At 70.8% G+C, this 21926-nt stretch carries 23 protein-coding genes; 22 read left to right on the forward strand and 1 reads right to left on the reverse strand.

Features of this window, described 5'->3' with window-relative positions:
• Nucleotides 1-193: 193 nt before the first annotated feature.
• The 19 genes from ACFV61_RS09485 to ACFV61_RS09575 all read left to right on the forward strand — a co-directional run bounded on the left by ACFV61_RS09485 (nt 194) and on the right by ACFV61_RS09575 (nt 17781).
• A complete protein-coding gene (locus ACFV61_RS09485; RefSeq protein ID WP_380490925.1) occupies nt 194-1294 on the forward strand; it encodes an LCP family protein in 1101 nt (366 codons plus the stop codon).
• Nucleotides 1295-1431: 137 nt separating this feature from the next.
• Nucleotides 1432-1653 (forward strand): 50S ribosomal protein L31, encoded by a 222-nt coding sequence (gene rpmE, locus ACFV61_RS09490; protein ID WP_063347812.1) that lies wholly within the window; start codon nt 1432-1434, stop codon nt 1651-1653.
• 157 nt (nt 1654-1810) lie between these two features.
• On the forward strand, nt 1811-2887 hold the full coding sequence (gene prfA / locus ACFV61_RS09495) for a peptide chain release factor 1 (protein WP_380336750.1): 1077 nt from the start codon (nt 1811-1813) through the stop codon (nt 2885-2887).
• Nucleotides 2888-2950: 63 nt separating this feature from the next.
• Nucleotides 2951-3817 carry a peptide chain release factor N(5)-glutamine methyltransferase gene (gene prmC / locus ACFV61_RS09500; protein WP_063347810.1) on the forward strand — a complete coding sequence of 289 codons (867 nt, stop codon included), beginning with the start codon at nt 2951-2953 and terminating at the stop codon, nt 3815-3817.
• A gap of 94 nt (nt 3818-3911) precedes the next feature.
• Complete coding sequence (locus tag ACFV61_RS09505; protein WP_063347809.1) at nt 3912-4559, forward strand: L-threonylcarbamoyladenylate synthase; 648 nt, start codon at nt 3912-3914, stop codon at nt 4557-4559.
• Between the two features lie 32 nt (nt 4560-4591).
• Nucleotides 4592-5233: a protein-tyrosine-phosphatase gene (locus ACFV61_RS09510; RefSeq protein ID WP_063351136.1), complete on the forward strand. Its 642-nt coding sequence runs from the start codon at nt 4592-4594 to the stop codon at nt 5231-5233.
• Between the two features lie 191 nt (nt 5234-5424).
• A complete protein-coding gene (gene glyA, locus ACFV61_RS09515) occupies nt 5425-6705 on the forward strand; it encodes a serine hydroxymethyltransferase (protein ID WP_063347808.1) in 1281 nt (426 codons plus the stop codon).
• Nucleotides 6706-6879: 174 nt separating this feature from the next.
• A complete protein-coding gene (locus ACFV61_RS09520) occupies nt 6880-8157 on the forward strand; it encodes an MraY family glycosyltransferase (protein WP_063347807.1) in 1278 nt (425 codons plus the stop codon).
• A gap of 302 nt (nt 8158-8459) precedes the next feature.
• On the forward strand, nt 8460-8903 hold the full coding sequence (locus tag ACFV61_RS09525; protein ID WP_063347806.1) for a hypothetical protein: 444 nt from the start codon (nt 8460-8462) through the stop codon (nt 8901-8903).
• A gap of 285 nt (nt 8904-9188) precedes the next feature.
• A complete protein-coding gene (atpB, locus tag ACFV61_RS09530; RefSeq protein WP_063347805.1) occupies nt 9189-10004 on the forward strand; it encodes a F0F1 ATP synthase subunit A in 816 nt (271 codons plus the stop codon).
• A 90-nt stretch (nt 10005-10094) separates the two neighbouring features.
• Nucleotides 10095-10337 carry an ATP synthase F0 subunit C gene (atpE, locus tag ACFV61_RS09535; RefSeq protein WP_030302757.1) on the forward strand — a complete coding sequence of 81 codons (243 nt, stop codon included), beginning with the start codon at nt 10095-10097 and terminating at the stop codon, nt 10335-10337.
• Between the two features lie 34 nt (nt 10338-10371).
• A complete protein-coding gene (locus ACFV61_RS09540) occupies nt 10372-10932 on the forward strand; it encodes a F0F1 ATP synthase subunit B (RefSeq protein WP_063347804.1) in 561 nt (186 codons plus the stop codon).
• Nucleotides 10929-11744 (forward strand): F0F1 ATP synthase subunit delta, encoded by an 816-nt coding sequence (locus tag ACFV61_RS09545; protein WP_380490927.1) that lies wholly within the window; start codon nt 10929-10931, stop codon nt 11742-11744. Before ACFV61_RS09540 ends, ACFV61_RS09545 begins: the two co-directional genes overlap by 4 nt.
• 159 nt (nt 11745-11903) lie before the next feature.
• On the forward strand, nt 11904-13478 hold the full coding sequence (gene atpA, locus ACFV61_RS09550) for a F0F1 ATP synthase subunit alpha (protein WP_063347802.1): 1575 nt from the start codon (nt 11904-11906) through the stop codon (nt 13476-13478).
• A gap of 32 nt (nt 13479-13510) precedes the next feature.
• Complete coding sequence (locus ACFV61_RS09555) at nt 13511-14425, forward strand: F0F1 ATP synthase subunit gamma (RefSeq protein WP_063347801.1); 915 nt, start codon at nt 13511-13513, stop codon at nt 14423-14425.
• A 2-nt stretch (nt 14426-14427) separates the two neighbouring features.
• On the forward strand, nt 14428-15873 hold the full coding sequence (gene atpD / locus ACFV61_RS09560) for a F0F1 ATP synthase subunit beta (RefSeq protein WP_363371902.1): 1446 nt from the start codon (nt 14428-14430) through the stop codon (nt 15871-15873).
• 182 nt (nt 15874-16055) lie between these two features.
• Entirely contained in the window at nt 16056-16439 is a 384-nt protein-coding gene (locus tag ACFV61_RS09565) for a F0F1 ATP synthase subunit epsilon (RefSeq protein ID WP_063347799.1), read from the forward strand.
• 149 nt (nt 16440-16588) lie between these two features.
• Nucleotides 16589-17089, forward strand: a complete 501-nt coding sequence (locus ACFV61_RS09570) for a DUF2550 domain-containing protein (RefSeq protein WP_063347798.1) — start codon at nt 16589-16591, stop codon at nt 17087-17089.
• Nucleotides 17090-17208: 119 nt separating this feature from the next.
• Nucleotides 17209-17781 carry a cob(I)yrinic acid a,c-diamide adenosyltransferase gene (locus ACFV61_RS09575; RefSeq protein WP_063347797.1) on the forward strand — a complete coding sequence of 191 codons (573 nt, stop codon included), beginning with the start codon at nt 17209-17211 and terminating at the stop codon, nt 17779-17781.
• A gap of 10 nt (nt 17782-17791) precedes the next feature.
• On the opposite strand, the gene ACFV61_RS09580 is transcribed toward ACFV61_RS09575, so the two are convergent.
• On the reverse strand, nt 17792-18394 hold the full coding sequence (locus tag ACFV61_RS09580; protein WP_363371907.1) for a hypothetical protein: 603 nt from the start codon (nt 18392-18394) through the stop codon (nt 17792-17794).
• A 156-nt stretch (nt 18395-18550) separates the two neighbouring features.
• On the opposite strand from ACFV61_RS09580, the gene ACFV61_RS09585 reads away from it, so the two are divergent.
• The 3 genes from ACFV61_RS09585 to ACFV61_RS09595 all read left to right on the forward strand — a co-directional run bounded on the left by ACFV61_RS09585 (nt 18551) and on the right by ACFV61_RS09595 (nt 21523).
• Nucleotides 18551-19753: a sensor histidine kinase gene (locus ACFV61_RS09585; protein WP_380490930.1), complete on the forward strand. Its 1203-nt coding sequence runs from the start codon at nt 18551-18553 to the stop codon at nt 19751-19753.
• Nucleotides 19750-20400 (forward strand): response regulator transcription factor, encoded by a 651-nt coding sequence (locus ACFV61_RS09590; protein WP_063347795.1) that lies wholly within the window; start codon nt 19750-19752, stop codon nt 20398-20400. The genes ACFV61_RS09585 and ACFV61_RS09590 overlap by 4 nt, the downstream gene beginning before the upstream one ends.
• Before the next feature lie 253 nt (nt 20401-20653).
• A complete protein-coding gene (locus ACFV61_RS09595) occupies nt 20654-21523 on the forward strand; it encodes a 3-hydroxyacyl-CoA dehydrogenase family protein (protein ID WP_063347794.1) in 870 nt (289 codons plus the stop codon).
• Nucleotides 21524-21926 lie beyond the last annotated feature (403 nt).

The raw sequence follows: 21926 nt of genomic DNA on the forward strand, positions 1-21926 counted from the left end.
CACGCCGTGATCAGTTTCCACCCCCCCACCCCCCCCCCCCGCACACACCCACCCCGCGCGCGGGCCGGGTTGCCCCCCCCCCCCCCCGCCCCCGGCGGCGGCCCCCGGGGTTCGGTGCGTCCACCCGGCTTTGTTCCAGAGTTGGGACATCTTGAGGCTTTTTGATCATCTTGTCCGTTTTACTCTGGACCGTATGGCCGAGCACAAGAGGGTCCTGACCCGCCGCCGCAAGATCCTGCGGGCGGCCGCCTGCGCGTTCGCCGCGCTCGTCGTCCTCGGCGCCGGAGCGGCCGGCTACGCGTACGTCAAACTCAACGGCAACATCAAGAGCGTCGACATCAACGCCCGCCTCGGCGACGCCCGCCCGCCGGCCGCCACCGACGGCTCGTTCAACGTCCTGGTGCTGGGCTCCGACTCGCGCAACGGCGAGAACGGCGACCTGGCCGGCGGCGACACCGGCGACACCGCCCGCTCGGACACCGCGATGGTGCTGCACGTCAACCAGGACCACTCGCACGCCGAGGTCGTCTCGATCCCGCGCGACACCCTGGTCACCCGGCCCGACTGCACCGACGCCGGCGGCAAGGCGGTGGCCGGCGCCAAGCGCGCGATGTACAACAGCGCCTTCGAGGCCGGCGGCGCGGCCTGCGCGGTCAAGACCACCGAGCAGCTCACCGGGCTGCGGATGGACCACTACGTGCAGATCGACTTCGCCGGCTTCGCCCGCGTCGTGGACGCGATAGGCGGGGCCACCGTGAGTACCACGGTGGCCATCCACGACAAGGACAGCGGGCTCGACCTGGCACCGGGCGAGCACCACCTCGACGGGCAGCAGTCGCTGGCCTTCGTCCGCACCCGGCACGGCGTCGGCGACGGCAGCGACCTCGGCCGGATCGAACTCCAGAAGCAGATGGTGAAGTCGCTGCTCCAGCAGGCCGGCGGGATCGGGCTCTACTCCAACCCGGTCAAGCTCTGGTCGATCGGCGACACCATGACCCGCAGCATCACCACCGACTCCGCGCTGGGCTCGGTGAACGCCCTGGTGGGGCTCGTCCAGGAGCTCAAGGGGATCGGGCCGGACCAGCTCGGCATGGTGACCCTGCCGGTGGTGACCGCGCCCAGCGACCCCAACCGGGTGGTCGAGCAGCAGCCGCAGGCGGACCAGCTCTGGGCGGCCCTCAAGGCCGACCAGCCGGTCCCGCAGGCGATCGTCTCGGCGCAGCCCGAGAACCCCGCCCAGGCCGCCCCCACGGCCGCCCCCACGGCCCCGGCGAAGGCTCCCGCCCGGCGCTGAGCTGCGCCCGGAATATCCCGGAACACGACCCGGTTTGGGAAGATGCGGCCGGTCCTGGCAGACTGGTCCGTCGGTCCCGGTTCACGTGCGGCGCTCCCGCCGCCGACCCGGTGCCCTCCCGAACCTAGGAGAACCCCTTGAAGCCCAACGTTCACCCCCAGTACGTGGTCACCCGTGTGACCTGCACCTGCGGTGCCGAGTTCACGACCCGCTCGACCGAGGCCAGTGGCGAGATCCGCGCCGAGGTCTGCTCGCAGTGCCACCCGTTCTACACCGGCAAGCAGAAGATCCTCGACACCGGTGGCCGCGTGGCCCGCTTCGAGGCCCGCTTCGGCAAGCAGCACAGCGCGAAGGCCTAGCGCTCCCACGGCGCCGGTTCCCGGTGCCCCCGTACTCGTTCCGGGGGCGCTGGGGGCCGGCGCCGTTCGCATCCCCCCAGCACCCCCTCCAGCGGTTCGCACCACCGGCCGGTTCCCACCGGCTCCCAACGGTTCTCACGGGAAGAAGGCCCACTCCATGTTCGAGGCAGTCGAAGAGCTCCTCGTCGAGCACGCCGACCTCGAGAAGAGGCTGGCCGACCCGTCCGTCCACGCCGACCAGGCCAACGCTCGCAAGCTGGCCAAGCGGTACGCCGAGCTGACCCCGATCACCCGGGTCTACCGGCAGTGGCGACAGGCCGGCGAGGACATCGAGGCCGCGCGCGAACTCGCCGCCGAGGAACCGGAGTTCCTCGCCGAGGTGAAGGAGGGCGAGCAGCGCCGCGAGGGGCTGACCGAGGAGCTGCGGATGCTGCTCGTGCCGCGCGACCCGAGCGACGACAAGGACGTCATCCTGGAGATCAAGGCGGGTGAGGGCGGCGAGGAGTCCGCGCTGTTCGCCGGCGACCTGCTCCGGATGTACCTGCGCTTCGCCGAGCGGATCGGCTGGAAGACCGAGATCATCGACGCCAACGAGTCCGACCTCGGCGGCTACAAGGACGTCTCGGTGGCCGTGAAGACCAAGGGCAACGCCGAGCCCGGGCAGGGCGTCTGGGCCCGGCTGAAGTACGAGGGCGGCGTGCACCGCGTGCAGCGCGTCCCCGCCACCGAGTCCCAGGGCCGCATCCACACCTCCGCGGCGGGCGTGCTGGTCACCCCCGAGGCGGAGGAGGTCGAGGTCGAGATCGTCGCCAACGACCTGCGGATCGACGTCTACCGTTCGTCCGGCCCCGGCGGCCAGTCGGTCAACACCACCGACTCCGCGGTCCGGATCACCCACCTGCCGACCGGTATCGTGGCGTCCTGCCAGAACGAGAAGAGCCAGCTGCAGAACAAGGAGCAGGCGATGCGCATCCTGCGGTCGCGCCTGTTGGCCGCCGCGCAGGAGGAGGCCGAGCGCGAGGCCTCGGACGCGCGTCGCAGCCAGGTCCGTACGGTGGACCGCTCCGAGCGGATCCGGACGTACAACTACCCGGAGAACCGCATCTCGGACCACCGCACGGGGTTCAAGTCGTACAACCTGGACCAGGTCCTGGACGGCGAACTGAACGCGGTGATCCAGTCCTGCGTCGACGCGGACGCGGCGGCCAAGCTCGCCTCGGCCCAACAGAACTGAGACCGGCGCGCCCCAGCCCGAGCGACGGCGCGAGCCGGAGCGCAGAAACAAGAGGTCGTACGGATGAACCTGCTGCTCGCCGAGGTGGCCCAGGCCACCCAGCGGTTGGCCGCGGCCGGCGTGCCGTCGCCGCGCTTCGACGCGGAGGAACTCGCCGCCTACGTCCACAACGTCAAGCGCAGCCAGCTGCACTCGGTGAAGGACGCCGACTTCGACGCCCGCTACTGGGAGGCCGTCTCCCGCCGCGAGGCGCGCGAACCGCTCCAGCACATCACCGGGCGGGCGTTCTTCCGCTACCTCGAACTGGAGGTCGGCCCCGGGGTGTTCGTGCCCCGGCCGGAGACCGAGACGGTCGTCGAGTGGGCCATAGACGCCGTCCGCGACATGGACGTGGCCGAGCCGCTGGTCGTCGACCTGTGCTCCGGCTCCGGCGCCATCGCGCTCGCCCTGGCCCAGGAGCTGCCGCGCTCGACCGTGCACGCCTTCGAACTCGACGAGGGCGCGCTGCAGTACACCCGGCGCAACATCGAGGCCAGCCCCGACCGCGCCCGGGTCACCCTGCACGCCGGTGACGCCACCCGGGCCTTCGCCGACGACCGCTCCTGGGACGGCCGCTTCGACCTGGTGATCTCCAACCCGCCGTACATCCCGCTCACCGAGTGGGAGTACGTCGCCCCGGAGGCCCGCGACCACGACCCGCAGATGTCGCTGTTCTCCGGCGAGGACGGCCTGGACACCATCCGCGGCATCGAGCGGGTGGCCGCCCGGCTGCTGCGCCCCGGCGGCGCGGTGGTGATCGAGCACGCCGACCAGCAGGGCGGGCAGGTCCCGTGGATCTTCAACGAGGAACGCGGCTGGACGGACACCGCCGACCACCGCGACCTGAACAACCGACCGCGCTTCACGACAGCCCGCAGGGCGTCGTTGTGAGCAGCCGGGCCGCGGCAGCGCCGCTCGCCCGGCCGCGCCGTGAAGACCGTGCTGTGAACGCTGTGATGAGCCATTCCGGAAGGGGACCGCACCGATGAGCCGCCGTTACGACTGTGCCGACGCCGGGGACCGCGCCACCGGCCTGCGCGAGGCCGCCTCGGCCATTCGCCGGGGCGAACTCGTCGTGCTGCCCACCGACACCCTGTACGGGGTCGGCGCGGACGCCTTCTCGCCGGAGGCCGTCGGCGACCTGCTGGCCGCCAAGGGCCGCGGCCGCAACATGCCCTCGCCCGTGCTGGTCGGCTCGCCGACCACCCTGCACGGCCTGGTCACCGACTTCTCCGAGCAGGCCTGGGAGCTGGTCGACGCGTTCTGGCCGGGCGGGCTCACCCTGGTCGCCAAGCACCAGCCCTCGCTGCGCTGGGACCTCGGCGAGACCCGCGGCACCGTCGCCGTCCGGATGCCGCTGCACCCGGTCGCCATCGAGCTGCTGAACGCCACCGGCCCGCTGGCCGTCTCCAGCGCCAACAAGACCGGCGGCCCGTCCCCGGCCACCTGTGACGAGGCGCAGGCGCAGCTCGGCGACGCCATCTCGGTCTACCTGGACGGCGGACAGGCGGACCACGCGACCGCCTCGTCCATCGTCGATGTCACGGGCAAGGTCCCGGTCCTGCTGCGGGCGGGCGCGATCAGCGTCGAGCAGCTGAGGGAGGTCGTCCCCGACCTGGAGGCCGGCAGTTGACGCCCATCGCCTCGCTCCATGCCGGGCCCGGCATAGCGCCGTACCTGAGTGTGGGCCCCAGGCCGCTGGACCACTTCCGGATCCTGTTCGTCTGCACCGGCAACATCTGCCGCTCGCCGATCGCCGAGCGGCTCACCCGGCGTGAGCTGGACACCCGGCTCAGCCCCCGGGTGGCCGGCCGGATCCTGGTGGAGAGCGCCGGCACCTGGGGCCACGTGGGCGCGCCGATGGAGGACCACGCCGTGACCGTCCTGGACGAGTACGGCGCCGACAGCGGCGGCTTCACCGGCCGCGAGCTGCTGGACGAGCACGTGGTCGAGGCCGACCTGGTGCTCACCGCGACCCTGGACCACCGCGCCCAGGTCATCTCGATGGGCCACGAGGCGGGGCTGCGCACCTTCACCCTGAAGGAGTTCACCCGCCTGGTGCGGACGATCGACCCGGGCACCCTGCCCGACCCGCGCCGCGGCGCCGACGTCACCGAGCGCGCCCGCGCCCTGGTCCGGGCGGCCGCCGCGCTGCGCGGCTGGCTGCTCGCCGCCACCCCGGAGTCCGACGAACTGGACGACCCGTACGGGGCCCCGATCGGCATGTTCCGCAACTGCGGCGAGGAGATATTCCACGCGGTCGACCCGGTGGTCACCGCGCTCACCGGCGTGCCCGCGCTGCGCTGACCGCCCGCGCCGCGAGCGGCCCGGAGGCCCCCCGGCGGCCCCCCGGAGACCAGGGGATGGCCCGCGGCGGCCGAGCGCCGAATGGCCCCGCGCCGACGAGCCGCCCGGCCCGGCCGGTCCTACGCTGGAGGAACCCACCCTTCCCGGCCCCCACGCCGGGAGGCGCCCCCACGCCGCCCCGGAGCCCCGCCATGACCGTCACCGACGCCCCGACCGGCCCGACCGCGACCAGAGGGCGCCCGTGGGCCTCCGAGGCACTGCACCGGGCCGATCCGCAGGTGGCCGACCTGCTGGCGGCCGAGGCCGAGCGGCGGGCCGAGACGGTCCAGCTGCTGGCGGGGGAGAACCTGACCTCCCCGGCCGTCCTGGCGGCGCTGAGCGGGCCGCTGATCGACAAGTACGCCGAGGGCTACCCGGGCCGCCGGCACCACACCGGCTGCGCCCTCGCGGACGCCGCCGAGCTGCTGGCGATCGACCGGGCCCGTGAGCTGTTCGCCGCCCCGCACGCCAACGTCCAGCCCCGGTCGGCGACTTCGGCGATGCTGGCGGCGTACGCGGCGCTGCTGCGGCCCGGCGACGGGGTGCTGGCGATGTCGCTGGAGCACGGCGGCCACCTCAGCTGCGGCTCGCGGGCGAACTTCTCCGGCCGCTGGTTCGCCTTCACGGGGTACGGGGTGCGCGAGGCCGACGGCCTGATCGACCTCGACCAGGTGCGCGACCTGGCCCGCGAGCACCGCCCGAAGGCGATCGTGGCGGGCTCGATCTCGCACCCCCGGCACCCGGACTGGGCCGCCTTCCGGGAGATCGCCGACGAGGTGGACGCCTACCTGATCGCCTCGGTCGCCCAGACCGCCGGCCTGGTCGCGGCCGGCGTGGCGCCCTCCCCGGTGCCGTACGCGGACGTCACCGTGGCGGCCACCCACAAGCTGCTGCGCGGCCCGCGCGGGGGCCTGCTGCTGTCCACCGCGGAGCTGGCCGAGCGGATCGACCGGGCGGTGTTCCCGTTCAGCCAGGGCGGGGCGGCGATGAACGAGGTGGCCGGCAAGGCGGTGGCACTGGCCGAGGCGGCGACACCCGGCTACCGGGCGTACGCGCAGCGGACGGTGGACGGGGCGCGGGTGCTGGCGACAGGGCTCGCGGCGGCCGGGATGCGCCTGCTGACCGGCGGCACCGACACCCACCTGGTGACGGCGGACGTGAGCCCGCTGGGCGTCACCGGCGCGGAGGCCGAGCGGCGCTGCGCCGTGGCCGGACTGCTGCTCGGCAAGTGCGCGCTGCCCTTCGACCCGGCTCCGGCGGCCGAGGCCTCCGGGATCCGGCTGGGCACCGGCACGGTGACCAGCCAGGGGATGGGCGAGGCGGAACTCGCCGAGCTCGCCGGGCTGATCGCTCAGGCGCTCGCCGGGGGCACGGGCGCGCGGGTGGCGAACCGGGTCCGGGAGCTGGCCCTGTCCTTCGCCGACCGGCGGTGACGAGAGCGTCGTCGACGGATATTCGGATCTCCTACCCGGGAGAGCGAACCGCGATGCGTGCCTTGAGCGTCCGACTCAATAAGGTGTGGGGCGTGGCGACGCACCTCGAACCCCGGGAACGCAGGGGAGTACCTTCGGTACCTCCCCGTTGGACAGTGACGCAGGAGGCCGGTGGTGCGTGAGTATCTGCTGGTGCTGTTCTGCACCGCCGCCGTCACCTACCTGTTGACCGGCCCGGTCCGGAAGTTCGCCATCGCGGCCGGCGCCATGCCGCCGGTCCGCGCCCGGGACGTGCACCGCGAGCCGACGCCGCGGCTCGGCGGGATCGCCATGTTCGGCGGGCTGTGCGCGGGCATCCTGGTCGCCTCGCAGCTGGACAACCTGAGCAAGGTGTTCTCCCAGGGCACCGACATCCGCGCGCTGCTGTCCGGCGCCGGGATCATGTGGCTGCTCGGGGTGCTCGACGACAAGTGGGGCGTGGACGCGCTGGTGAAGCTCGGCGGCCAGATGATCGCCGCCGGTGTGATGGTCTGGCAGGGCGTCACGGTGATCACCCTCCCGGTGCCCGGTGTCGGCGCGGTCGCGGTGAGCCCCACCCAGGGCATGGTCATCTCGGTCACCCTGGTCGTCGTCATGGTCAACGCGGTGAACTTCATCGACGGCCTGGACGGCCTGGCGGGCGGCATGGTCTGCATCGCCGCGATGGCGTTCTTCCTGTACAGCTACCGGCTCTGGTACGGCTACACGATCACCGACGCGGCGCCCGCGGTGCTGTTCAGCGTGCTGCTGATCGGCATGTGCCTGGGCTTCCTGGCGCACAACATGCACCCCGCGCGGATCTTCATGGGCGACTCCGGCTCGATGATGCTGGGCCTGATGCTGGCCGTGGCCGCGATCTCCATCACCGGCCGCGTCGACCCGGACCTGATCAGCAGCGAGACCGGTTCACAGACCGCGACCGTGCACGCCCTGGTGCCGATCTACATCCCGCTGCTGCTGCCGCTGACGGTCATCGCGCTGCCGCTGGCGGACCTGCTGCTCGCGGTGGTGCGCCGCACCTGGGCCGGCCAGTCGCCGTTCGCCGCGGACAAGCGCCACCTGCACCACCGGCTGCTCCAGGTCGGGCACTCGCACAGCCGTGCGGTCCTGATCATGTACTTCTGGGCCGCGCTGATCGCCTTCGGCACGGTGGCCTTCTCCGTCACCAACACCGGCCGCACGGTGGTGCTGACGCTCGCCGGGCTCTGCCTGGTCGGCCTGGTGGTGCTGCTGACGCCGCAGTTCCGGCCGCGCGCGCCGAAGGCGGTGCAGGCCTTCGTCCCGCCGCGCTACCGGCGCCGTCCGCCCGCCCCCATGGCCGAACTGTCGGCAAAGGACAAGCAACTTCTCGGTGAAGCCGACCGGGGAGCCTCCGCGCTCGACGACCACGGCCGGACCACCGGCCGTCGCTAGCAAGGCAGTTGATGTTCCGTCGGATGGCCTCACCCGTTCGGCTGTACCGTTGCGCCGTCGGTGTGACAGGTGCCACACATTCATGGTAAAGCTCTCATCAAATAGTTTGTGATACCGTTCACGAGTACCGAGAACACGCCGAAAGACCTGACAGGTGGAGGACTTCCGTCCCTGGTCGGTCTCCCTCGACGGGCCCGCCGCTCCAGCGGGCGGCCCGGGCGGCGGCCTCTCGGTCCGGTGTCACCCACCACCTTCTGTGCCCCGTCCCCCCGTCTCATCGACATGCCGCCGGAGCTGCCGACATGCCGTCCACCGACGCCCGGATCCTCCGAGGCGCCGCGATTCCCACTGCGGCCGCCGGGATCATCGCCATGGCGATCTCGTTCGCCGTCGCCGGCGGGAAGGGGCTGCTCGGCGCCCTCTTCGGCGCGCTGCTGGTGATGGCCTTCTTCAGTTCCGGCCAGGTCGCGCTCGACCGCCTGACCAGGTCGAACCCGCAGATCATGATGGCCGCGGCGCTCCTGGTGTACACCACGCAGATCCTGCTGGTCGGCATCGTCCTGGCCGTCTTCAAGGACACCGGGCTCTTCAACCGGCAGGCCTTCGCCTTCACGCTGCTCGGCTGCGCGCTGATCTGGACGGGGTTCCAGGTGCGTGGCGCGCTGAAGGCCAAGACCTTCTACGTCGACCCCGACGCCTCGGAAAAGAAGGGTGACAAGCCTTCCGACTCGGGGCGTCAACAGTGACGAGGCCTGACTGTCCCCCCAACGAGGGGGGCGGTGTTTATGCCGCACTGACGGACTGCTATCGTCCGTCGCAACAACGGAGTACGGGAAGCGGCCAGGTCTGTCCGAACAGCGGACGGATCGCCCCCCGAATCCGCGCAGTCTTCGATGATCCCGCTGTGGTGCGGCGCACCGGCGCGCGGGATCCGCGAGAAACCCATCAAGTTTCAGTGCCGCTCCGTGGCCGCAGGCCACGCCGACACACCGAGGTTGCCGTAACCATGCGTCACGACGAAGGAGTCCGTGGTGAGTGCTGATCAGCTCACGTTCCTCGCCTCAGGCAGTTGCCACTTCGGGGACGCTGGCTGCGGCTTCCCGGCCCCGGGTCTGAACGAGTTCCAGTTCAAGCCGATCTTCTCGATCGGCAGCATCGAGTTCAACAAGCCGATGCTGCTGTCGGTCATCGTTGCGCTCCTGGTCGTCGTCTTCTTCTGGGCCGCCTTCGCCAAGCCGCGCCTGGTCCCCGGCAAGCTGCAGCTGGTCGGCGAGATCGGCTACGACTTCGTCAAGCGCTCCATCGTGCTGGAGACGATCGGCAAGAAGGGCGAGAAGTACGTCCCGATGCTCGTCTCGATGTTCTTCTTCATCTGGTTGATGAACATCATGTCGATCATCCCGTTCGCACAGTTCCCCGTGACGGCGGCGATCGCGTTCCCGGCCGGCCTCGCGGCGGTCGTGTGGATCACCTACATGACGCTGACCTTCAAGAAGCACGGCTTCGTCGGCGGTCTCAAGAACCTCTGCTGGCCCTCGGGCATCCCCGGCTGGGTCATGTTCATCCTGGTGCCGATCGAGTTCTTCTCGAACATCTTCGTGCGCCCCTTCACGCTCGCGGTCCGAGCCTTCGCGAACATGTTCGCGGGCCACCTGCTGGTCGTGATGTTCTCCGTTGCCTCCTGGTACCTGCTCAGCCCGACCCTGGGTGCGCTCTACGGCTCGGCCTCGTTCGTCGTCGCCGTCGGCCTGACCGCCTTCGAGCTGCTGGTCCAGTTCCTGCAGGCCTACATCTTCGTGATGCTCGCCAGCAGCTACATCGCCGGTGCCCTCGAAGAGGCGCACTGAGCCAGGGGGCCCCGGCCCTCCTGAACCACTCCCGGAACGCCCGGTGGCCAATCACCACCGGTACACCATCCCCGCAAAGGACACACTGCAATGAGCATGCTCGCTGAGGTCGGCGTCTACGGTTCCGTCGCTTCGATCGGTTACGGCCTCGCCGCGATCGGCCCCGGCATCGGTGTCGGTCTCATCTTCGGTAACGGTGTGCAGGCGATGGCCCGCCAGCCCGAGGCTGCCGGCCTGATCCGCTCCAACATGTTCATCGGCTTCGCGCTGACCGAGGCGCTCGCCCTCATCGGCATCGTCATGCCGTTCGTCTTCGGCCAGGGCCCCAAGTAATCCCCGGCGTAGACCCTTCGAGGAAGGTCCAGATATGAGCGTCGTGGCTCAGCTTGCGGAGACGGAGGAGATCATGAATCCTCTCCTGCCCGCGTGGCCCGAGATCATCATCGGCCTGCTCTGCTTCTTCATCGTCTTCGGCCTGCTCGGCAAGAAGCTCCTCCCCAGCATCGAGAAGGTGCTGTCGGAGCGTCGGGACGCCATCGAAGGCGGCATGGAGCGCGCCGAGGCCGCCCAGGCCGAGGCCCAGGCCCTGCTTGAGCAGTACCGCGCCGAGCTCGCCGAGGCGCGTCACGAGGCTGCCCGCATCGTCGAGCAGGCTCGCGAGCAGGGCGCTGCCCAGCTCACCGAGATGCGCGAGGAGGGCCAGCGTCAGCGCGAGGCCATCGTCGCCGCCGGCCACGCGCAGATCGAGGCCGACAAGAAGCAGGCGACCGCCGTCCTGCGCCAGGACGTGGGTTCGCTGGCCTCCCAGCTGGCTTCCCGCATCGTGGGTGAGTCCCTTGAGGACAGCGCTCGGCAGAGCGGCGTGATCGACCGTTTCCTGGACGAGCTGGAGGCCAAGGCCGCCGTTGCTCAGGGTGCGGCCAAGTGATCGGCGCCAGCCGCGAGGCCCTCGCCGCCGGCCGGCAGAACCTGGAGAGCCTGACCGACTCCACCTCGGTGGACGCGGCCAAGCTCGCCGAGGAGCTCACCGCCGTCACGGCCGTGCTGGACCGTGAGGTGTCGCTGCGCCGTGTCCTGACCGACCCGTCCCGGTCGGGTCAGGACAAGGCCCAGCTGGTCTCCTCGCTGCTGACCGGTCAGGTCTCCGGCGAGACCGTCGACCTCGTCTCCGGTCTGGTCCGCTCCCGCTGGTCGGGCTCGCGCGACCTGGTGGACGGGACCGAGGAGCTGTCCGCGTACGCCGAGGTCATCGCGGCGGACAGGGCAGGCGCCCTGGACGACGTCGAGGACGAGCTGTTCCGGTTCAGCCGGGTGGTGAGCGGCTCGCACGAGCTGCGCGCCGCGCTGACCGAGCCGAAGGCCGGCATCGCCCCGAAGGCCGCGCTGATCAACAAGCTGCTCGGCGGCCGCGCCCACGCGGGCACCGTCCGGCTGGTCACGGCCATCGTCAACGCGCCGCGTGGCCGTAGCCTGGAGCAGGGCCTGGAGTCCTACTCGAAGCTCGCCGCCGCGCGCCGCGGCCGCGTGGTGGCCCTGGTCACCACCGCGGTGCCGCTGTCGGACACCCAGAAGGAGCGCCTGTCCGGTGCTCTGGCCCGGATGTACGGCCGCCAGGTCCACCTGAACATCGACGTCGACCCCGAGGTCGTCGGCGGTGTCCGGGTGCAGGTCGGCGACGAGATCATCGACGGCACCGTGTCGAGCCGCCTCGAAGGCGCTCGCCAGTCGCTCGAAGGCTGAGCACCGAAGCAGCAGCACATCCGACCCTCGGTCGGGAAACCGGCTCCCCAAGGAGCCGGCACATCGGACGGCCGGTTCGGCAGACCCGGCCGAGAGTCGAATACTTGCGGCCCTCAATGGCGGGCCGAGGATCGCAAACTAGGAGAGCAGGGAAGCCTGATGGCGGAGCTTACGATCCGTCCGGAGGAGATCCGGGACGCGCTGGCCGACTTTGTCCAGTCGTACCAGCCGGACGCCGCTTCTGTGGAAGAGGTCGGCACGGTCACTGACGCGGCGGACGGCATCGCGCATGTCGAGGGCCTGCCCTCGGTCATGGCGAACGAGCTGCTGAGGTTCGAGGACGGCACGCTCGGCCTCGCGCTGAACCTCGACACCCGCGAGATCGGTGTCGTCATCCTCGGCGAGTTCGGTGGCATCGAAGAGGGCCAGACCGTGCGCCGCACCGGCGAGGTCCTCTCGGTTCCGGTCGGCGACGGCTACCTCGGCCGCGTCGTGGACCCGCTGGGCAACCCGATCGACGGTCTGGGTGACATCGCCTCCACCGGCCGTCGTGCCCTGGAGCTGCAGGCCCCCGGCGTCATGGCCCGCAAGTCGGTCAAGCAGCCGCTGCAGACCGGCATCAAGGCCATCGACTCGATGACCCCGATCGGCCGTGGCCAGCGTCAGCTGATCATCGGTGACCGCCAGACCGGCAAGACCGCGGTGGCCGTCGACACGATCATCAACCAGCGCGACAACTGGCGCTCGGGCGACCCGGAGAAGCAGGTCCGCTGCATCTACGTCGCCGTGGGCCAGAAGGGCTCCACCATCGCGTCCGTCCGCGGCGCCCTGGAGGAGGCCGGCGCGCTGGAGTACACCACCATCGTGGCTGCTCCCGCCTCCGACCCGGCCGGCTTCAAGTACCTCGCCCCGTACACCGGTTCGGCCATCGGCCAGGAGTGGATGTACGACGGCAAGCACGTCCTGATCATCTTCGACGACCTGTCGAAGCAGGCCGAGGCCTACCGCTCCGTGTCGCTGCTGCTGCGCCGTCCGCCGGGCCGCGAGGCCTACCCGGGCGACGTCTTCTACCTGCACTCCCGCCTGCTGGAGCGCTGCGCCAAGCTGAACGACGCCCTGGGCGGCGGCTCGATGACCGGTCTGCCGATCATCGAGACCAAGGCCAACGACGTCTCGGCGTACATCCCGACCAACGTCATCTCCATCACCGACGGCCAGTGCTTCCTGGAGTCCGACCTGTTCAACGCCGGCATCCGCCCGGCCGTGAACGTCGGCATCTCGGTCTCCCGCGTCGGTGGCTCCGCCCAGATCAAGGCCATGCGCTCGGTTGCCGGCCGTCTGCGTCTGGACCTCGCCCAGTACCGCGAGCTGGAGGCCTTCGCCGGCTTCGGTTCCGACCTGGACGCGGCCTCCAAGGCCCAGCTGGCGCGCGGTGCGCGCATGGTCGAGCTGCTGAAGCAGGGCCAGTACCAGCCGTTCCCGGTCGAGGAGCAGGTCGTCTCCATCTGGGCCGGCACCACCGGCAAGCTGGACGACGTCCCGGTCGCCGAGATCCGCCGCTTCGAGCGCGAGTTCCTGGACCACGTGCGCCTCCAGCACAAGGACCTGCTCGCGGGCATCGTCGAGACCGGTCTGCTCGCCGAGGGCACCGTCGACGCGCTGACCACGGCCATCGACGCCTTCAAGCAGGGGTACCAGACCGCCGACGGCAAGCTGCTCTCCGAGCAGGCCTGAGTCCGGTAGCGAGGGAAAGGACGTAACGACCCATGGGAGCACAGCTTCGGGTCTACAAGCGCCGGATCCGCTCTGTCACCGCGACGAAGAAGATCACCAAGGCGATGGAGATGATCTCCGCGGCGCGCATCGGCAAGGCGCAGCGCGCGGTGGCCGCCTCCGCCCCGTACGCCGATGAGCTCACCCGGGCGGTGACGGCGGTGGCCACCCGGTCCAACGCCAAGCACCCGCTCACCACCGAGAACCCGAACGCCACGCGTGCCGCCGTCCTGCTGATCACGGCGGACCGCGGCCTGGCGGGCGGTTACTCGTCCAACGCCATCAAGGCGGCGCTGGCGCTCACCGAGCGCCTGCGCGGCGAGGGCAAGGACGTGGTGACCTACATCGTCGGTCGGAAGGGTCTGTCGTACTACACCTTCCGTGACCTGGCGGTCGGGAACTCGTGGACGGGCTTCTCGGACAAGCCGACCTACGGTGACGCGAAGACGGTCGCGGGCGAGCTGATCGAGGCCTTCACGGCCGAGACCGGCGGCGTGGACGAACTCCACGTGGTCTCGACCGAGTTCGTGTCGATGCTGACGCAGGACGCGGTGGACGCCCGACTGCTGCCGCTGAAGCTGGACGAGGTCCAGCTCAGCGACCAGACGTCGGCCAAGGCCGAGATCTTCCCGCTGTACGACTTCGAGCCGTCGGCGGAGGGCGTCCTCGACGCGCTGCTGCCGCGGTACGTCGAGAGCCGGATCTACAACGCGCTGCTGCAGTCGGCCGCCTCCGAGCACGCCGCCCGCCGCCGCGCGATGAAGAGCGCGACGGACAACGCCGGCGAGCTCATCAAGTCGCTCACGCGGCTTGCCAACTCGGCCCGTCAGGCCGAGATCACCCAGGAAATCAGCGAGATCGTCGGCGGTGCCAACGCCCTCGCCGACGCTAGCCGCGGGAGCGAATGAGAATGACCACCACTGTTGAGCCGACCACGGCGACGGGCCGCGTCGCGCGGGTCATCGGCCCGGTCGTCGACGTGGAGTTCCCCGTCGACGCCATTCCGAACATGTTCAACGCCCTGCATGTCGAGGTGGAGAACCCCGACGGCTCGGGCAAGAAGACCCTGACCCTCGAGGTCGCCCAGCACCTGGGCGACGGCATGGTCCGCGGCATCTCGATGCAGCCGACCGACGGTCTGGTCCGTGGCACCCAGGTCACCGACACCGGTGCCGCCATCTCGGTGCCCGTCGGCCAGATCACCAAGGGCAAGGTCTTCAACGCCCTCGGCGACGTGCTGAACGTGGACCAGAAGGAGTTCGACCAGCAGGTCGAGGTCCGCTGGCCGATCCACCGCAAGGCGCCGGCGTTCAAGGACCTCGAGTCCAAGACCGAGATGTTCGAGACCGGCATCAAGGTCATCGACCTCCTCACCCCGTACGTCCAGGGTGGCAAGATCGGTCTGTTCGGTGGTGCCGGTGTCGGCAAGACCGTTCTGATCCAGGAGATGATCTACCGCGTCGCCGAGAACTTCGGTGGTGTGTCGGTGTTCGCCGGCGTCGGCGAGCGCACCCGTGAGGGCAACGACCTCATCGACGAGATGGTCGACTCGGGCGTTCTGGACAAGACCGCGCTGGTCTTCGGCCAGATGGACGAGCCGCCGGGCACCCGTCTGCGCGTCGCGCTCTCCGCGCTGACCATGGCGGAGTACTTCCGTGACGTCGAGAAGCAGGACGTGCTCCTCTTCATCGACAACATCTTCCGGTTCACCCAGGCCGGTTCCGAGGTGTCGACCCTGCTCGGCCGCATGCCCTCCGCGGTGGGCTACCAGCCGAACCTGGCCGACGAGATGGGCCTCCTCCAGGAGCGCATCACCTCGACCCGCGGTCACTCGATCACCTCGATGCAGGCGATCTACGTCCCCGCGGACGACCTGACCGACCCGGCCCCGGCCACCACCTTCGCCCACCTGGACGCGACGACCGTTCTGTCGCGCCCGATCTCGGAGAAGGGCATCTACCCGGCCGTCGACCCGCTGGACTCCACGTCCCGCATCCTCGACCCGCGGTACATCGCGCAGACCCACTACGACACGGCCCTCCGTATCAAGGGGATCCTGCAGAAGTACAAGGACCTCCAGGACATCATCGCCATCCTCGGCATGGACGAGCTGTCGGAGGAGGACAAGATCACGGTCCACCGGGCCCGTCGCATCGAGCGCTTCCTCTCGCAGAACACCTACGTGGCGAAGCAGTTCACCGGTGTCGAGGGTTCGACCGTGCCGCTGTCGGAGACCATCGAGGCCTTCAACTCGATCGCCGACGGCAAGTACGACTCCGTCCCGGAGCAGGCCTTCTTCATGTGCGGTGGCATCGAGGACCTCGAGAAGAACGCCGCCGAGCTGGCGAAGAAGTAATCGCGGCCGGTAGCAGCTGAGTGACCGTGAGGGGTGGCCCCGAGCCCGGGACCACCCCTCGCGTCGCATCGGCTGTGATTCCGGTCAAATCCGTGCCGCCGGTTTCATGCCGGGGGCGCGCGGCCGTTATTCTTACCGAAACTCCCGAGTAATCGGGGGTTGCATGAGCCTAGGAGCCCACGTTGGCTGAGCTGCACGTCGAGCTGGTCGCAGCCGACCGCAAGGTGTGGTCCGGTGCGGCCACCATCGTCGTCGCCCGTACGGCCTCCGGCGACACCGGCATCATGCCGGGTCACACCCCGGTGCTGAGTGTGCTGGAGACCGGTCCGGTCACCATCCGCACGACGGACGGCGGCACCGTGATCGCCGCGGTGCACGGCGGCTTCATCTCCTTCGCCGACAACAAGCTGTCTCTGCTCGCGGAGATCGCCGAGCTGGCGGACGAGATCGACGTCGCCCGCGCCGAGCGCGCGCTGGAGCAGGCCAAGTCGGGCCTGGACGAGCACGCCGAGCGGCGCGCCGAGGTCCGCCTGTTCGCGGCGCGCGGCCTCAAGGCCCACGTCTGAGTGCGCCGAGACCCCGGTTCAGCGGGGTCGACCGACGGTCCCGGGGACGCGTGAGCGTGACCCCGGGACTGTCGTCGTAGTTGGTAGGTCAACGCGGTCGCTTGATACGACCGATACGGGGAACGCGGGTAGCGAGGAGGTAGGTGAGCATGGTCCTCGCGCTTGTGGTGTGTGCGGCGGTCGTGGCGCTGGGTGTGATCGGCCTGGTGGCGTTCGCGGTACGACGCCGCCTGATCCAGCGGGTCGGCGGCACGTTCGACTGCAGTTACCGACTCAAAATGCCCGCCGACGCCTCGACGCAGCCCGACCTCGACGAGAACGGCAAACCCACCTCGGCCCCGGTCCCCCAGACCGACGGCAAGGGGTGGGTTTTTGGTATCGGCCGCTACAGCGGTGACTCGATCGAGTGGTTCCGGGTCTTCTCGTACGCCCCGCGCCCGCGCAGGGTGCTGCCGCGCCGGGAGATCGAGGTGCTCGGCCGGCGCTACCCGGAGGGCCAGGAGGAGCTCGCCCTGCTCTCCGGCTCGGTGGTGCTGCGCTGCCTGCACAACGGGGAGCCGCTGGAGCTGGCGATGAGCGAGGACGCGCTCACCGGCTTCCTCGCCTGGCTGGAGGCCGCCCCGCCCGGGCAGAGGGTCAACGTCGCGTAGCGACGGACCCTCGGGGTGGGGGTACCCCCGGCCGGAGGCTGGGGGAGGTCGACGTCGCGTAGCGGCGATCGCCGAGCTCGGGGTTAACGCCGCCTAACCCGTCCGGCTACGCTGGCCGCATGGTGAATCTGACGCGCATCTACACCCGTACCGGCGACGACGGCACCACCGCGCTCGGCGACATGAGCCGGACCACCAAGACCGATCCCCGCCTGGCGGCGTACGCCGACACCAACGAGGCGAACGCGGCGATCGGGGTGGCCGTCGCGGCCGGATCGCTGCCCGAGGACATCGTCACGGTGCTCGTCCGGATCCAGAACGACCTGTTCGACGTCGGCGCGGACCTGTCCACGCCGGTGGTCGAGGACCCGAAGTACCCGCCGCTGCGGGTGCTGCCGTCGTACATCGACCGGCTGGAGGGGGACTGCGACCACTACCTGGAGCAGTTGGAGAAGCTGCGCAGCTTCATCCTGCCCGGCGGGACGCCCGGCGCGGCCTACCTGCACCTGGCCTGCACGGTGGTGCGGCGGGCCGAGCGGGCCACCTGGGCGGCGATCGCGGAGCACGGGGACAGCGTCAACCCGCTGACCGCGAAGTACCTCAACCGGCTCTCCGACCTGCTGTTCATCCTGGCCCGGGCGGCCAACAAGGAGCGCGGCGACGTGCTCTGGGTGCCGGGCGAGAACCGCTAGGGAGAGTCACTCAGAGCCGCTTCTCCGGGACGCCGGCGACGGGCTGCTCGGCGATCGGGGCGTGCGCGTCCTGCTCGCCGGCCGGCGGCTGCTTGGGCCAGAGCGTGTAGCTGACGGCGATGACCACGTTGACCACGGCGGCGATGCCCAGCTTGAGGTACCACTGGAGGAAGGTGCCGAAGTGCGCGGAGCCTCCCGACAGCGGCACCAGCAGGGTGATCAGGCTCAGCGTGATCACGGCCGAGACCACCGTGCGGCGGCAGATCTGCCACTCGTACCGGGACCGCTCCGCGCCGTACTTCGGTGAGCGCGGCGGCTTGGGGCCGCCGGCGAAGCGGTACATGAAGTGCCGGTCGGCCCAGCGGACCAGCGAGGGCCCGTACCCGATGGAGAAGCCCGCGTAGCTCGCCGCGAGGGCGTGCGTCCAGCTCGCGGCGGCGCCGCCGCGCAGGTCGAGCACGGTGAGCGCGTACAGGGTGAGGTCCACCACCGGCAGGCCGACCAGCAGGGCGGTGCTGGTGCGGCGCCACCGCAGCAGGTAGCGGGCGGCGAGACCGAGGCCGAGCAGGATCCAGAAGGAGATCTCGGCCGCGACGATGAGGGTGACGATCACGTTGTGCTCCCGGGCGGTCGGCGGTGCCTCCAGCCTGGTGCGCGGGCGTGGCCGCGTCGTCGTCGCCGGGTGCCGTCCCGGCCTGCACCTTTCGATGTACGGCTGCTCCTCCGGGGACGGGAGCCGCCCGGCGCCCGGGGATGGTGAGATGGGGGTGTGCTGAGACCGACCCTCACCCCGCGCCAGGAGGACCGGGGGATCGCCCTGCTCGGTCTGCTCGGCGGAGCGCTGCTGATCGCGCTCCAGGTCTACGACAACTCCTCGCGGATCCCGCGCTGGGCGGTGGTGCCGTCGCTGCTGGTGATGGCGGTGCTGGAGCTGTTCCGGCGGACCAGGCCGGTGCTCACCACGACGCTGGGCGGGCTCGCCTTCGGGTACGGCATCTTCACCGGCGCCCTGCTGGCGACCAGCCTGATGTACACCGACCTGCTCTACGCGGCGGTGCTCTACGGCACCCCGAGGATGTCCCGGATCCTGCACCTGACCGGCACGGGCTCGGTGCTGGTGCTGTCCACCCTGGTGCTGATCTACAGCGACGCCTCGAACGCGGCGGCGGTGGTGGTGCTCACCGTGCTGATCTACCTGGCGCCGGTCTGGACCGGGGACGTGGTCCGCAAGCACCGCGACCGGGCCGTGAGCGAGCGGCTGCGGGCCGAACAGACCGCGCTGCTCTCGGAGATGGACCGGCGTGAGGCCGTCGTCGCCGAACGCGCGAGGATGGCACGGGAGTTGCACGACGTGGTGGCCAACCACCTGTCGGCGATCGCGATCCACGCGACCGGCGCGCAGTCCGTCGCCCGGCGCCGTCGGCTGGCCGGGGACGACCCGCTGGTGGAGGTGCTGGCGGTGATCCGGGAGAGCAGCGTCCAGGGTTTGGCCGAAATGCGTCGCATGATCGGACTGCTGCGCGACAGCGGCGGGGGAGAGGCGGACGAGTCGTACGCGGCGCCCGACCTGGCCGCCGTGGACGCCCTGCTGGCCAAGGCCCGGGCGGCCGGTCAGGACGTCGGGCTGGACTTCGAACTCGCCGAGCAGGGCGAGCGCGGGGAGGTCCCGGTGCCGGTCCGGCTGGCCGCGTACCGGATCGTCCAGGAGTCGCTGACCAACGCGCTCAAGCACGCCGGGCCCGGACTGGTCAGCGTGCGGATGGAGTTCGGCCCCGAGGAACTGCGGATCGCCGTGGACAGCCCGTACCGGCACGGCCCGGGCCGCGAACTGCCCGGCGCCCGGGCCGGGCTGGTCGGCATGGCGGAGCGGGCCGGGCTGCTCGGCGGCAGCTTCGAGGCGGGGCCACGGAACGACTACTGGAGCGTGCGCGCGGTACTGCCGCGCGGGCGGGAGAGCGGGGCAGGGGCATGACGATCCGGGTGCTGGTGGCCGAGGACCAGGCGGCGGTACGGGCGGCGCTGGTGATGATCCTGCGGGCCGAACCGGACATCGAGGTGGTCGGGCAGGCCGCCGACGGCGAGGAGGCCGTCCGGCTGGCGCTGGAGCTGCGGCCCGACGTGGTGCTGATGGACGTGCAGATGCCCCGGCTGGACGGCGTCTCGGCGACCCGGCAGGTGGTCGCCGCCGGGGCCGGCCAGGTGCTCGTGCTGACCACCTTCGACCTGGACGAGTACGTCTACGGCGCGCTGCGGGCCGGCGCGGCCGGGTTCCTGCTCAAGGACCTGGAGGCGGACACCCTGGTCGAGGGCGTCCGGACGGTGGCGCGCGGGGACGGCATGCTGGCGCCCTCGGTGACCAGGCGGCTGATCGGCGCCTTCGCCCGGCCGGACCGGGCGGTCGGGCCGGAAGCCAGGGAGGCGGTGGCCGGACTGACCCCGCGTGAGCGGGAGGTGCTGGCCTGCATCGGGGCCGGGCTGTCCAACGGGGAGATCGCGGCCCGGCTGGAGATGGCGGAGGCGACCACCAAGACGCACGTCAGCCGGATCCTGGCGAAGCTGGGGCTGCGCAACCGGGTGCAGGCGGCGATCCTGGCGCAGGACCTCGGGCTGAGTGTCTGACCGTCCGACCGTCTGATGGTCTGGCCATCCGGTCCGGTCAGATGGTCCGATCGGCTGGTCTGATCAGCTGGTCACGGCGGGTCTGGGTCGCCCGACCAGGTCGGGCGCAGATCACACTCCCGATTGACACCACGGGGCCGGATTGGGCATTAGAGTCCCGGCAACGAGCGATGCGGCTCTCCGGCGGTGACCCCTGCCCTGAGCCGCCTTCAGGGCCCGCCCCAGGGCGGCGACGGCATCGGGAGACCCAGCCATGAGCAATGCGTCCAGCAAGCAGATCGCCGTGATCGGTGCCGGCCTGATGGGCGCCGGCATCGCCCAGGTGTCCGCGCAGGCCGGCCACCCGGTGGTGCTGCGGGACGTCACCGAGGAGGCCCTGCAACGCGGTCTCGCGGGCATCCGCGCCTCCTACGCGAAGTTCGTCGCCAAGGGCCGGCTGAGCGCCGAGGACGCCGAGGCCGCGCTGGGCCGGATCACCACCACCACCGACCTGGGCGCCGTCGCCGAGGCCGACATCGTGGTCGAGGCCGTGTTCGAGCAGTTCGAGGTCAAGGAGGCCGTCTTCCGGGAGCTCGACAAGCTCGCCAAGGACGGCGCGGTGCTGGCCTCCAACACCTCCGCCATCCCGATCACCCGGATCGCCGCCGCCACCCGGCGCCCCGAGTCGGTCGTCGGCGTGCACTTCTTCTCGCCGGTGCCGCTGATGAAGCTGGTCGAGCTGGTCCGCGGCTACAAGACCAGCGACGAGACCCTGGCCGCCGCCCGCGCCTTCGCCGAGGGCGTCGGCAAGGACGTCGTGGTGGTCAACCGGGACGTGGCCGGCTTCGTCACCACCCGCCTGATCACCGCACTGGTCGTCGAGGCCGCCAAGCTGTACGAGTCGGGCGTCGCCACCGCCGAGGACATCGACACCGCCTGCCGCCTCGGCTTCGGCCACCCGATGGGCCCGCTGGAGACCGCCGACCTGACCGGCGTGGACATCCTGCTGCACGCCGCCCGCAACATCTACGAGGAGACCCAGGACGAGAAGTTCGCCGCCCCGGAGATCATGGCGCGCATGGTCACCGCCGGTGACCTCGGCCGCAAGAGCGGCCGCGGCTTCTACCCGTACGAGGGCAAGTGAGCCCCCGCCGGAACGGGTGAACGACGACGCCCGGCGACCGGGCGGGCCGTGCGGCCGAACACCGTACGGCCCGCCCGGTCGGGGGCGGGTGAGTTTCCTCACGCCAGGTGCCGCAGACGGGTGATTTGGGCGGTAATCGAGCGTAGGTGTGGAGACTGACTGCGTATATTCCCTCGGACGAGTGAAGTTGCTTCAGATCTGGCCGGAACCAGCAACCTGCGCTGCTGGTTCGCCGTCAGAAGAGGGAGACCCGGCCCAGCACGACGAGGCTGCGACCGGACCCGGGCGAGGGGCCACGGCCCGCCCGGATGGACACCCCACCCCCCCCGCCCGCCCCGCCCCGGGGGGGCCCCCCCCCCGCGGGCCCCGCGGGGCGGGGGGGGGGGGGTCCGGCGCACACCCC

The organism is Kitasatospora sp. NPDC059817 (assembly GCF_042731835.1).
GTDB lineage: Bacteria > Actinomycetota > Actinomycetes > Streptomycetales > Streptomycetaceae > Kitasatospora.